Below are 13,299 nucleotides of genomic sequence, written 5' to 3' on the forward strand. Positions count from 1 at the left end.
CAAGAGGCCCGAAGGTCCCCCTCTTTGGTCTTGCGACGTTATGCGGTATTAGCCACCGTTTCCAGTAGTTATCCCCCTCCATCAGGCAGTTTCCCAGACATTACTCACCCGTCCGCCACTCGTCAGCAAAGCAGCAAGCTGCTTCCTGTTACCGTTCGACTTGCATGTGTTAGGCCTGCCGCCAGCGTTCAATCTGAGCCATGATCAAACTCTTCAATTTAAAAGTTTGATGCTCAAAGAATTAAACTTCGTAATGAATTACGTGTTCACTCTTGAGACTTGGTATTCATTTTTCGTCCGAGGACGTTAAGAATCCGTATCTTTGAGTGCCCACACAGATTGTCTGATAAATTGTTAAAGAGCAGTGCAACGCGGCTTTCGCTCACCGTCGCGAGGTGGCGTATATTACGCTTTCCTCTTTTTGAGTCAAGCCTTTATTTTCGCTTTCCTCACAGACTTCTTAACGAAGCCTTTCTGACCCGGCGGCCTGTATGCCGTTGTTCCGTGTCAGTGGTGGCGCATTATAGGGAGTTATTAGAGCCTGACAAGACCTAAATGCAAAAAAAAGCTCAACCGTTCACTTTTCAAACAACATTTGAACCAAAAGCCTATTTTCGCCTGGTTTTTAAACAAAAACGAGCCCGTCAGGGCCCGTTTTATTCAAATTTGTGACTTACTGCACTGCCACAATACGATCATCATTGGCTTCAAGGCGAATCACTTTGCCAGGAACCAGTTCACCAGACAGGATTTGCTGCGCCAGTGGGTTTTCGATCTGCTGTTGAATAGCACGTTTTAACGGACGCGCCCCGTAGACCGGATCGTAACCGTTGGCGCTCAACAGTTTCAGCGCCTCGTCGGAGATATGGATTTCATAACCACGTTCTTCCAGACGTTTGTACAGACGCTGCAGCTGGATCTGAGCAATAGAAGCGATGTGTTGCTCACCTAACGGATGGAATACCACAACTTCATCAATACGGTTGATAAATTCCGGACGGAAGTTTTGGCTAACCACACCCAGCACCATCTCTTTCATTCGACCGTAATCCAGTTCGCCAAAGCGCTCCTGAATGAGATCGGAACCGAGGTTAGAAGTCATAATGACCACCGTATTACGGAAGTCGACCGTTCTCCCCTGCCCGTCAGTCAGCCGACCGTCGTCCAGCACCTGCAACAGAATGTTGAATACATCCGGATGCGCTTTTTCTACTTCATCCAACAAGATGACGGAATAAGGACGACGGCGTACCGCTTCCGTCAAATAACCGCCTTCTTCATAGCCGACATATCCCGGAGGCGCCCCGACCAAACGAGACACGGAGTGTTTCTCCATAAACTCAGACATGTCGATACGCACCATCGCGTCGTCGCTGTCGAACATAAAGTTAGCCAGCGCTTTACACAGTTCGGTTTTACCGACCCCCGTCGGCCCAAGGAACAGGAAGGAACCAATCGGACGGTTCGGATCGGACAGCCCCGCGCGGCTACGACGTATGGCGTTCGATACTGCTTCAACGGCTTCATTCTGCCCGATCACACGGCTGTGTAACTCTTGTTCCATACGCAACAGTTTTTCACGTTCGCCTTCCAGCATTCTGGCAACCGGAATACCGGTCCAGCGCGCCAGCACTTCGGCAATTTCCGCATCCGTTACTTTGTTACGTAACAGACGCATGGTTTTACCTTCCGACTGGGTCGCGGCTTCCAACTGTTTTTCCAGCTCCGGAATTTTGCCGTACTGCAGTTCAGACATTCGCGCCAGGTCGCCAACGCGACGCGCCTGCTCGATGGCGATCTTCGCCTGCTCTAGCTCCGCTTTAATAGTTTGCGTCCCAGAGAGCGACGCTTTTTCCGCTTTCCACTCTTCTTCTAACTCAGAATACTGGCGCTCTTTGTCGTCCAGTTCTTCATTCAGCATATCGAGACGTTTTTTACTCGCCTCGTCAGACTCTTTCATCAACGCCTGCTGTTCCAGTTTGAGCTGAATAATGCGGCGGTCGAGTCTGTCCAGCTCCTCCGGCTTAGAGTCAATCTGCATACGAATGCTGGATGCCGCTTCATCGATGAGGTCGATAGCTTTATCCGGCAACTGACGGTCGGCGATATAGCGATGAGACAATGTTGCCGCCGCCACAATCGCCGGGTCAGTGATCTGCACATGGTGGTGCAGCTCGTAACGTTCTTTCAGGCCACGCAGAATAGCAATGGTGTCTTCCACTGAAGGTTCTGCGACAAACACTTTTTGAAAACGACGTTCCAGCGCCGCGTCTTTTTCAATGTACTGACGGTATTCATCCAGCGTGGTGGCGCCCACACAGTGCAGTTCACCACGCGCCAGCGCCGGTTTCAGCATATTCCCGGCGTCCATGGCGCCATCGGCCTTACCTGCGCCAACCATGGTGTGCAGCTCATCGATAAACAGGATGACGTTGCCTTCCTGTTTTGCCAGATCGTTCAGCACGCCTTTCAGACGCTCTTCAAATTCGCCGCGATATTTCGCCCCGGCCACCAGCGCGCCCATATCCAGCGCCAGTACGCGGCGACCTTTTAAGCCTTCAGGGACTTCACCGTTAATAATGCGCTGCGCCAGTCCTTCAACAATTGCCGTTTTACCGACCCCTGGCTCACCGATTAACACCGGGTTATTTTTAGTACGACGTTGCAGTACCTGAATGGTACGGCGAATTTCTTCATCACGACCAATTACCGGGTCAAGCTTACCTTGTTCAGCCCGCTCGGTCAGATCGACGGTATATTTTTTCAAGGCCTGACGTTGGTCTTCAGCCCCTTGATCGTTCACGCTTTCACCTCCGCGCATCTGTTCAATTGCCTGAGTGATATTGGCCGTGGTCGCACCGGCTGATTTCAGCAGATCGGTTAACGTGCCGCGAGACTCAAGCGCCGCCAGAACAAACAGCTCTGACGAAATAAAATTGTCTCCCCGTTTTTGCGCCAGCTTGTCGCAAAGGTTCAGTACGCGTACCAGTTCCGAAGAAGGCTGTACGTCGCCGCCGGTGCCTTCCACCTGCGGTAAACGGCTCAGCGCCTGATCGATAGCAGTGCGCAACTGGCCAGCATTAATGCCGGCGGAGGTTAATAAAGGACGTATCGATCCCCCTTCCTGGTTCAGCAAGGCGCTCATTAAATGAAGAGGTTCGATGAATTGGTTGTCGTGCCCCAGCGCGAGCGACTGGGCATCGGCAAGAGCAAGCTGGAATTTGTTAGTAAGACGATCCAGACGCATAACTCCTCCCATAACAGGTCAAAATTGCTACTGGAGATTAAATGAGGTCATCCCTCAATTATTCAAGGTGAATGACCTGAATTATGTGAAAAGAAAGTTACCCGTACCGGATCGTCTTGATTCTTTAGGTTATATCAGCCAAATAAAACTTGCCATACGACCTGTCGTCTTGTCGCGACGATAAGAGAAGAAAGTCTCACTTTCGCTAAAGGTGCAGCGATCCCCGCCATAGACATGTTCAACGCCGGTATTCGCCAGACGTTGGCGTGCAAGCTGATAAATATCCGCCAGAAATTTTTCCCCGTGCGGCAAAAATGCGCTATCGGCTTGCGCATCTTTTGCTAAAAATGCGTCACGCACTTCCGGCCCCACTTCAAACGCGGCCGGGCCGATCGCCGGACCTAACCAGGCGATGATATTTTCTGGTTTGTCAGCAAAGCAGGTGACAGTTTCCTCCAGTACGCCTTCACATAATCCGCGCCAGCCCGCATGAGCCGCCGCCACTTCTGTTCCCTCACGGTTACAGAATAGCACAGGCAGGCAGTCTGCCGTCATTACCGCGCAGACGGTTCCTGGCGTATTGCTGTAAGACGCATCCGCACGTTTGGAGGCATAAGGTTCTCCGGTAAGCCTCAATACATTTTTACCGTGAACCTGTTCAAGCCAGACAGGTTTCGAAGGCAGATTGCCCGCCGCAAACAGACGCTTGCGGTTCTCTTCAACATGCTCCGGGTTATCGCCGCAATGCGCGCCCAGATTCAGCGAGTCGTAAGGCGGTAAACTCACCCCGCCAATACGGGTAGAACTACAGGCTGCGACGCCTTTCGGCAGCGGCCACTGCGGGACAATCAGTGCATTCATAACCAGTCCACATCATCTTTATGATCTTCAAAATCAGCGCGCATCGCATCGATAAGGTCCACCATATCTTGTGGAATCGGCGCGTGCCACTCCATTTCGATACCCGATACAGGATGGTAGAGACGCAGCATTGTTGCATGCAGCGCCTGGCGGTCAAACTTACGCAGCGTGGAAATAAATTCTTCCGATGCGCCTTTCGGTGGACGTGGACGACCACCGTAGACCTGATCGCCCACTAACGGGTGCGTAATATGCGCCATATGCACGCGGATCTGGTGCGTACGCCCGGTCTCCAGACGCAACCTAAGACGCGTGTGCACACGGAAATGTTCCATAATGCGGTAGTGGGTCACCGCCGGTTTGCCCATGGGATGCACCGACATATGGGTACGTTTGGTCGGGTGACGACTGATGGGTTCATTCACCGTTCCTCCCGCCGTCATATGTCCGATCGCGACCGCTTCATATTCGCGGGTGATCTCGCGCAGCTGCAAAGACTCCACCAGGCGCGTTTGCGCCGGAACGGTTTTGGCCACCACCATCAGCCCCGTCGTGTCCTTATCCAGACGATGCACAATGCCCGCGCGCGGAACATCCGCAATCGGCGGATAATAATGTAGCAACGCGTTCAGTACCGTACCGTCCGGGTTACCCGCGCCAGGATGTACCACCAGATCGCGTGGTTTGTTGATAACCAGAATATCGTCATCTTCATAAACAATATCTAACGGGATATCCTGCGCTTCAAAACGAATCTCTTCGTCGATCTCCGCATCAATAGCCACCCGCTCGCCGCCTAACACTTTTTCTTTTGGCTTATCGCAAAGTTGACCATTGACCAACACGCGCTGATTCAAAATCCATTCTTTTATACGCGAACGTGAATAATCCGGGAACATTTCGGCCAAAGCCTGATCTAAGCGTTGACCGAGTTGGTTTTCGGAGACCGTTGCGGTGAGTTGTACTCGTTGTGCCATATACAGCTTCTTCGTTTAACGTTGGGTTTTACGGCTTTGCCGTTTAATATAGTGTGCTATTGTAGCTGGTCTTAACCGGGAGCAGGAACAGAGAATCTCCCGTAAAACATTTTGAGGAAAGTCAAAACGTCATGACGCGCATGAAATATCTGGTGGCAGCAGCCACGTTGAGCCTGTTTCTGGCGGGTTGCTCGGGTTCAAAGGAAGAGGTGCCCGATAATCCGCCGAATGAAATCTACGCGACTGCTCAGCAAAAGCTGCAGGACGGTAACTGGAAACAGGCAATAACGCAATTGGAAGCGTTAGATAATCGTTATCCATTCGGACCGTATTCTCAGCAGGTGCAGTTGGATCTTATCTACGCCTATTACAAAAACGCCGATTTGCCGCTAGCGCAGGCCGCCATCGATCGTTTTATGCGTCTTAATCCAACGCACCCTAATATTGACTATGTCATGTACATGCGCGGCCTGACGAACATGGCGCTGGATGATAGCGCGCTGCAGGGTTTCTTTGGCGTCGATCGCAGCGATCGCGATCCGCAACATGCGCGGGCGGCGTTCAATGACTTTTCGAAACTGGTACGCAGCTATCCTAATAGCCAGTACACCACCGACGCCACTAAGCGTCTGGTATTCCTGAAAGACCGTCTGGCGAAATATGAATATTCCGTCGCAGAGTACTATACCGCGCGCGGCGCATGGGTTGCGGTCGTAAACCGGGTAGAAGGTATGCTACGCAATTATCCTGATACGCAGGCCACGCGCGATGCGTTGCCGCTGATGGAAAACGCCTATCGTCAGATGCAGCTGAATGCGCAGGCTGACAAAGTCGCGAAAATTATTGCCGCTAACAGCAAAAACACCTGAAGCAATACCAACAAGCAAAACGGCAGCCTTCCGGCTGCCGTTTTTTTATTCGGTATCTGATGCAACAGAAATGATTTCACTGCAACGCATCCAGTCAAATATGGCCTGCTTTCAGCCATTCCTCAAGTAAAAGATCGCTTCTTCCTGCGATGCCTCACAAAAAGTTCGCCTTGACAAAAAGTGACAAAATAATGTGATTTACATCACACATTTTGACATTAAGAACGGTATGCTGGAATCACCAAGACGGGAAAGACAAGAGGTAAAATTTATGACAATGAACATTACCAGTAAACAAATGGAAATTACTCCGGCAATCCGCCAACATGTCGCAGACCGTCTCGCCAAACTGGAAAAATGGCAAACTCACCTGATTAATCCTCATATCATTCTGTCTAAAGAGCCACAGGGCTTTATTGCTGACGCCACCATTAATACACCGAACGGACATCTGGTCGCCAGCGCAAAACACGAAGATATGTACACCGCTATTAATGAATTGATCAACAAGCTGGAACGGCAGCTCAATAAAGTGCAGCACAAAGGCGAAGCCCGTCGTGCCACCGCATCGGTGAAAGATGCCAGCTTCGTCGAAGCAGAAGAAGAGTAGTCCCTTACATTGAGTGTATCGCCAACGCGCCTTCGGGCGCGTTTTATTTCACAGTATCTCACTGAAATAAAAGGATTTATTTCAACCAACGTCCACATATCGACCACATCGATAACAAAAAACCCCGAATCTGGGGTTTTTTCATATGGAGTCTAAAATGCAAGAGTTAGAAGGAGCACCACTACATCATTCAAAACTGGCCGGCGTTCGGCTTGCCTGCCCTCCTGAACTTTCAGCTTCAATACAAGATTACTTCAAAAGTAACGGGTTTGACGTTAGTAAAACTATTTGCTTTTCCAACAATGCACCGGATAGACTTAATCTCATCTTTGAAGTGGCCACTCAGGCAAGGAAGTTAGCAGGGGTTATTATGGGATTGCTAAACAGGAACGATGTTGAAATCGAATTGAATCTTTGTACCGGGGACTATGAACCTAAAATAGCAAAGGTTAAATTGCGCAGTCTGAAGGATGTTGAAGCGTGCGAACGTCTGATCGATAAACTGGCATCAGTGGTTGTTGCACCAAAGCAAGACAATAAATAAGGTTAAGAAAAAGGTCATATATAAGATAAAGCCTCGACTAATGAGGCTTTATCTTATTAGTTTAATTCTAATTAAATTGTAGTACGGACTTTACAAATCATCCCAGTCTATATTTATAAATTCACTCTCAACCATTCAATCCAATCCTTTTTTAATGAAGTCCATGATTGGCGACCAAAACTCAGAGTTGTGCTCGTTGAATAAATCTATCATACCCGCCCTAATAAACAACTCAGATGTAAAATCCAATTTATCACTTAATCTAGTAAAATAAACATGATGATCACATGCCGAATTCATTACACTTTCAACAGCCGCCTTGATTTTTTCAGCATCAAATCTTGTTAACAAACATCTTTGCCTTAAAACTGAAGCATGTTCTTCTATGTTTTTAGCAATATAATGATAGACTATAGCATCAGGATAGTCGTCCCCGATAAACATTGCATTTTCAGGCAATTCCTTAGTTCCCTGCCGTCCTTTAATATCGCCATCAACTAAGGCAATAGAAGGATAATTAATGGTAGGGTTCTCATTATGATATTGACTAACCTTAACAACACTAGGATATCCGCCAGCCGTATAAACTTTTATTGTTGAAGCTAATTTTGGAAGATATCTATCTATCGCATTCTCAACCCACTCTTTTGCAAAAGAATCTTCAACATATATAACCTTCGAATTTACCTTCTGCCCCGTAATAGCACGTAAACTTTCAATGCTTAGTTTACCATTCCAAACTTTTTTATTAATGGAGGCCCAAACGGCTTCTGGCTCAAGCTCATTCACTGCATCCTGTGAATGTGTTGTAAATATTATCTGCAGTTTTTTTCGCTTCGCGACATTTGTCAAATAATTAACAAACAATCTTACCGCGACAGGATGCAACCCATTCTCAATTTCTTCAACCAAGATAAGAGAATTATCGGTAGCATTTTCAATTCTATCAATAGTATCTATTATTGAGGCTTCACCTGCACCAAAATGGAACTGAGAATAACCAGAACCATTCAACGCCTTGCCTACAAACATTCTAGAAGTTGGATCATTCTTATTTATTACACATTTATAATCTTCTATTTTTTTATCCAAAACTGCAGTGCAATATTTTATTGTATCAGGATTAAGGTTTTTCACTTCAAATTGAATTGAATCACCAGATAAAAACTTATTGAATTTAGTTAGCTCACCAGCAGGGACTGTTCGTTGTATTTCTACATATACAACATTTCGCTCCGGAAAACTATCTCTACGCCATTTCATCTGTTTGAACTTTGCAGTTCTGTTAATGTTTTTATCTTTTGAAATAGGCTTATCAATCAATTCAAAACCAATCTCCCAATCACTCATTGAATCGTCGCCATAAAATGATTTAGGGAAAAATTTACTTGGCTTAACATTTTTATAAGCGAGGGCTACAGCACCTAATATCGTCGACTTCCCGCCGCCATTGGTACCAATAAGCGCAGTTACGGGGGTTTTAAACTCTACAATTTCCTCATCAAATCCCCTGACATTTTTTAGTGTTATACGTTTAACATATTGATTGAATTTATTATCCTGCACCTTATCCTTTTCTAACTTTAATTCTGCTGGAGATAATTTCATTTTAGTCCCTTAGTTTTAATCATAAAAAATTATAACCATACTATTAATACCATATGGATACTATATTTGTAGCCAGTATAAATATTAACAGAACTTACATCATTTTCTCTCTTACCAAGATATTAAATCCCCGTTAAAGAATAAAAACATCGCATAACATAATATTGGAAGCTCCCTCGGAAAACCGTCACAACCATCACACCTTACAAAAAGAAACCCTATCATAATGATTCTAAACAATAAATGTTGTGACGGTAAAACCATCACAAAACGTAACGCAAACCATCACACTCAATAAATTCAATGAGTTATAAAACAGAGTTGTGATGTTTTAATACCGTCACACTGTGATGCTTCTGTGATGCTCTTGTGATGGTTTTAAATATGCTTATTTATTATTAAATATCATATAGATAGATAATACTTTTAAATCTTGTGACGTTTGTGACGGTTTTCCGATGCCCCCCATCAAATTTTGAAAATGCCCAGATTGGTCAGAAATCCCCCTGATTTGTTGGTAGTTTTGTATATCTATCTGTTAGTGATTTGAGCACTGGAGCGTGTACGTTATTGCAGGTATGGCGATGGTTCAGGCTGTGCAAAGTATTTCAGTTCCGCATTTCACTGCCATTCCGCGCCAGAGCGCGTCATATAAGGTCTGGGCACTTCCCCGCCCTTACGTGATTCCGATGCGGTTGTTACGTAAAAAGTCACGTAATCGCTGTTAATCCCGCATGAAGTCCGGCACCGGCATTTTTCACCCACGGCCGGTAATCGCACAAAAACTGTAATCTTTGAAATCTGTTTCACACATTTCAGTTAGCGATCGGCCGTCAAACCTCCAGCATTGGCACGGTCTGGCGATGTGTTTTGTACCACCGGAAAAACTGAAATCATTCTCAACACGAAAACCGCAGGCGGGTGCGGTGTAGCGCCGTTTTCGTCACTTCCGCCGTTATTTCGTCGCCAACAGACAGCCGCAGCGGCTTGCTGTGCCACTGAAACAAATGAGGTAATGGATGAACGGGGGCAGATATTAACGACGCTAAAAATGCGTCTGATACGGTCTGAAAGTGGGGATAAAAAAGCCCGCATTATGCGGGCTGAAAAGAGAGAATCAGGCGATGATGTTCTGGTACTTGCTCCGGGTCTGTCCGGCCTTCGCTGCCGTCTGGTTAAATGCGCCCGCGTTCGTCGGCGTACCGACACTGGGGTGCGAATGGCTCGCGCACTGCTGCGCCAGCTCTGCCAGTAAATCAATGGTGTCCAGCATCATAGTTAGCGTATTTACGCCCTCGCTACCGATATGCACGGTTGGCCCCATAATCTGCTGACCGCCCGCCGCCACAGATTTACGTAATGCGGCAATCTTTTCTGTCAGGGTTCCCCCCACATCAACATTCATGGCGCCGGCCACTTTCGTGGACAGCTGCCCGGCGATTTCGGTTTCTTCATTTCCTGTAATACTGGCCAGCCGGTTTCCTTTTACCGCCTGGCTGAAGTCGCCAGCACTGACCTGCTGTATGGCTCCGGCCATCAGCGTGGCGGTACCCAGTACTGTGATTTTATCCGTGGCTTTCACCGTGGTTTCACGGCTGACCAGTTCTCGTCGTTCCGTGTCGGCTTTCACCGTCCGCGCCATCGATGTTTCACTGATGGTCTGATCCGTCTGGCGTACCCAGTCTCCTGCCTGTGTCACGCGTTGCGAGACTTCCGCTCGCTGCTGTTGCAGCTGTTCGCCGGGCTTAATGTCCGGCAGACTGGTGCCATCCGGCAGCGTCTGCCTGATAAAGGGCTTGTCCGGTCTGCCGCCCGTAAACGCCACTTCTACCAGCGTTCCTTCCGGTGGAAACTGGAACATTCCCGAATCGTTACCGGCCATTGGCACTGGCAGCGGTACGGCGGAATATACCGGCGTCTGGTTGTCCGGGTTGCCGTCCGCGTCAAGCAGCTGCACGTCAACAGCGTACCGTGGCCGGAACGGGTCGGCAAAATTACCGCTTTTTACGGCCTCGCTGGGTGCCACCACCCTGGCCAGTTTGGGCAGGTGAAGACCTGAAGCCAGTTCCGGGTAATGGCTTTCTATCTGACGCTGCGCCGGTGTTTTCTGCAATGGCTGACCTGTGGCGCGGTTCCGTGGTGTCCACGTGATGGTCATTGTGTCATTCGCCAGATGAACTTTGGTCACGCGTTCCCCGTTCACGTCCACGCCCGGACGAAGACTCTGGATCACCGGCAATGTCATGGAATTACCGCCCGCCGTTCCCTGGCTGAACTCTGCCGGGATTTCTACCGGGCGTCCGGCAAACAGCGCCTTTTCTGCGCCGCCGACATACAGCGAACCATCCGGCAATGGATACCAGATGTAATCCGTGATACTGAATGCCCTGCCCAGGTTATTCAGCAGCTGGTATCCCGTCCCGTTATGGGTGAAATGGGGGATCGGTTTATCACTGTACGGCACATCCGGTACCGCAATGCTGATCCCGCTGTTTTCCTCCAGCCATCCGGCCACATCGCGCAGTGTGGGATGCTGAAATGAGCATGGCCACATCCGCTCAAACACGCCAGCCAGCTCGCGGACAAACAGACGCTGATAACCGTTTTCGGCAGGCTGTGAGCGCTCCACATAGCCGGTAAACCAGCGCAGAAGTAAACCGGAATACCCCACATCCAGCCGTACCAGTTTGCCGGTGTAGTCTGTGGTCGTCTGTGCCGTAATAAAGCCACGTCCGCAGCTGTTCAGCTCCAGCACCAGACTGGCGTCAGCCAGGTGTATTTCATCCGTTGAAAGGTAAAGGCGTTTTACTGGTTTCATCATTAACCCAAAGCGTCATTGACGGGCTTCAGCACCCTGCGTTCAAACCACGTCAGTTTTTCTTCATCCTCTCCGGCATTCTGACCAGCGGATTGTCCCGTACTGCTGGCCGTCTGTTTTTTTGCCGTTGTTTTACCGGTTGCCCTGGCTTCCCGCTTCTCCTGCACGCTGACATGTTCCGCCAGGGTGAACGTGACCAGCCAGGCCATTTTTCCGTCCTGCTGCGGCGCATCCAGCATTCCGCTGAAGGTGGCCTCACGAAAATTCACCGCTCTGGCCACCTCATGCGCAACGCGGTATTTCATGCGTTTCCCGTCTGCATCGGTGGCGCTGGCCAGTTCAAAAATACGCTTCAGGATCTCCGGGTTTTTAAAGGGTATTTCGCCGCTGATACGCAGCTCTTTGCCCTTTGCCCCCTGCTCTGATTTGGTGGTCGCGCTGGTCTGACCGGACTGGTCTTTATCCTGAAACTGCTGGGAAACGGTCACGCGCATGTTTTTCAGCAGTATGGCCTCACCATTAAGCGCCAGTGTCGGGATCGACGTCATGAATCATGCCCCTTATTCCATCAAGATTTTTTCCGGCCAGCATGATTGCCGCAGTATAAACGGCTGAAGGCTGCGGAATGTCCTTTACCAGCGCCAGAAGGGTGGCGGCGGTGTCGCCACTGGCCGTAAATACCCATGCCCTGGCGCTTTTCCCCTGTAAATCAGCGAGGCCGCTGGCCACATCGTTAATCAGGTTGTCACGCAGTTGCGTAAATTCCCCCAGCTGTTGTTTCAGCCCTTCCAGGCTGAATCCGGCGCCAGCCGCTTTCTGCGCCTCACTGATAGCGGCAGCGGATAACGCTGCCCTGCTGGTCGGAACGGACAGCGGAATGGCAACCGGCAGTCCTGCCCCGGCTTTCGCGGGGATCTGCATTTTCTCAGTAGCCAGTGTCGCCGCAGACTCAGCCAGACGTCTAACCTGGGTGAATGCGGGCGCGGGGAAAACATCCACCAGGCTGTTAAGCCCCTTCATGAAGTTTTCATGGGTCTGTCCCGTTACCATCATGATCACCACATCGGTATTGCCTCCCGTTCCGGCCAGCCTTTCCGCCAGATAATGGATTGCATTGACCGGACTCAGGTATGCCCCGTTATCTGTCTGCTGCCCCAGACCGTGAATCCACGGATGCGCCGGAACGACAGAACAATCCAGCGCAGCCAGAGAATCCGTAAAAGCCAGACGCGCTTCACGCCACATCCGGTACCTCCGGCCAGTCAATATCTGGCGCACCAGTCAGATCCAGACGGCGCAATTTTGTACGCACTTCACGTAAATCGGAAAGTTCGACCAGCTCGGCATCAGTAATATCACTATCATCCTGCGCTTCCATAAGCTGATTGATTTTTGACGTGACCGACGCCATGCGCCGGTCGCGTTCTGCTGTCGCTAAAGCAACATAATCAACCTGAACAGGTGCGATAACGCCGTTGCTATAGGTAAAATTACCAGCCTGGAAACCATCAGGAATATCAGTATCAGCGAGTTCCACAACAGAGCAATTCAGCGGAAATAACTTTGTTGCATCTTTATCCGCAGCAATAATCAGACCTGTTTTGTCATACTGTATTTTCAGTGTGTCTGGCTGAAATAATTTCTGTAGCACATACCAGTCAACACCTGATTCATCGTGGATAAACTGAACGCTGCAGTTCTCTGATAACTCCTGCTGAACAGGGGTTAATTCCGTTGTTTTAGTGAATTTTTTAAAATGTCTCAT

Annotated in this window: 11 protein-coding genes and 1 rRNA gene; 3 read left to right on the forward strand and 9 right to left on the reverse strand. The window is 49.1% G+C overall.

The features are described 5' to 3' along the window. The 4 genes from ACH0WD_RS02570 to rluD form a co-directional block, all read right to left on the reverse strand. Window positions 1–220: ribosomal RNA gene (locus tag ACH0WD_RS02570) — 16S ribosomal RNA — on the reverse strand; the annotation flags it as partial. A gap of 453 nt (window positions 221–673) precedes the next feature. Continuing rightward, window positions 674–3,247, reverse strand: a complete 2,574-nt coding sequence (clpB, locus tag ACH0WD_RS02575) for an ATP-dependent chaperone ClpB (RefSeq protein ID WP_001235092.1) — start codon at window positions 3,245–3,247, stop codon at window positions 674–676. Between the two features lie 129 nt (window positions 3,248–3,376). Next, window positions 3,377–4,108 (reverse strand): purine nucleoside phosphorylase YfiH, encoded by a 732-nt coding sequence (gene yfiH, locus ACH0WD_RS02580; RefSeq protein ID WP_000992634.1) that lies wholly within the window; start codon window positions 4,106–4,108, stop codon window positions 3,377–3,379. Next, window positions 4,105–5,085, reverse strand: coding sequence for a 23S rRNA pseudouridine(1911/1915/1917) synthase RluD (gene rluD / locus ACH0WD_RS02585; RefSeq protein ID WP_000079130.1), 981 nt, complete (start codon window positions 5,083–5,085; stop codon window positions 4,105–4,107). The genes yfiH and rluD overlap by 4 nt, the downstream gene beginning before the upstream one ends. 131 nt (window positions 5,086–5,216) lie before the next feature. Between rluD and bamD the strand changes: the two genes are divergently transcribed. The 3 genes from bamD to ACH0WD_RS02600 all read left to right on the forward strand — a co-directional run bounded on the left by bamD (window position 5,217) and on the right by ACH0WD_RS02600 (window position 7,108). After that, complete coding sequence (bamD, locus tag ACH0WD_RS02590) at window positions 5,217–5,954, forward strand: outer membrane protein assembly factor BamD (RefSeq protein ID WP_000197660.1); 738 nt, start codon at window positions 5,217–5,219, stop codon at window positions 5,952–5,954. Between the two features lie 271 nt (window positions 5,955–6,225). Then, window positions 6,226–6,564, forward strand: coding sequence for a ribosome-associated translation inhibitor RaiA (raiA, locus tag ACH0WD_RS02595; RefSeq protein ID WP_000178449.1), 339 nt, complete (start codon window positions 6,226–6,228; stop codon window positions 6,562–6,564). A 157-nt stretch (window positions 6,565–6,721) separates the two neighbouring features. Beyond that, window positions 6,722–7,108, forward strand: coding sequence for a hypothetical protein (locus ACH0WD_RS02600; RefSeq protein ID WP_001156921.1), 387 nt, complete (start codon window positions 6,722–6,724; stop codon window positions 7,106–7,108). 135 nt (window positions 7,109–7,243) lie between these two features. Here the strand turns inward: ACH0WD_RS02600 and ACH0WD_RS02605 are convergent, their stop codons facing one another. The 5 genes from ACH0WD_RS02605 to ACH0WD_RS02625 all read right to left on the reverse strand — a co-directional run bounded on the left by ACH0WD_RS02605 (window position 7,244) and on the right by ACH0WD_RS02625 (window position 13,299). Further along, window positions 7,244–8,716 (reverse strand): ATP-dependent endonuclease, encoded by a 1,473-nt coding sequence (locus ACH0WD_RS02605; RefSeq protein WP_000777801.1) that lies wholly within the window; start codon window positions 8,714–8,716, stop codon window positions 7,244–7,246. Window positions 8,717–9,833: 1,117 nt separating this feature from the next. Next, the gene (locus ACH0WD_RS02610) at window positions 9,834–11,537 is read right to left on the reverse strand and encodes a hypothetical protein (protein WP_000977529.1); all 1,704 of its coding nucleotides are present in this window, start codon (window positions 11,535–11,537) and stop codon (window positions 9,834–9,836) included. Further along, window positions 11,537–12,082 carry a hypothetical protein gene (locus ACH0WD_RS02615; protein WP_000200791.1) on the reverse strand — a complete coding sequence of 182 codons (546 nt, stop codon included), beginning with the start codon at window positions 12,080–12,082 and terminating at the stop codon, window positions 11,537–11,539. Before ACH0WD_RS02615 ends, ACH0WD_RS02610 begins: the two co-directional genes overlap by 1 nt. Beyond that, a complete protein-coding gene (locus tag ACH0WD_RS02620; RefSeq protein WP_000267954.1) occupies window positions 12,054–12,779 on the reverse strand; it encodes a hypothetical protein in 726 nt (241 codons plus the stop codon). The genes ACH0WD_RS02615 and ACH0WD_RS02620 overlap by 29 nt, the downstream gene beginning before the upstream one ends. Next, entirely contained in the window at window positions 12,769–13,299 is a 531-nt protein-coding gene (locus ACH0WD_RS02625) for a tail fiber assembly protein (RefSeq protein ID WP_001215677.1), read from the reverse strand. Before ACH0WD_RS02625 ends, ACH0WD_RS02620 begins: the two co-directional genes overlap by 11 nt.

Origin of the sequence: Salmonella sp. 2020_1395, assembly GCF_043848115.1 — a bacterium.
Taxonomy (GTDB): Bacteria; Pseudomonadota; Gammaproteobacteria; order Enterobacterales; family Enterobacteriaceae; genus Salmonella; species Salmonella enterica.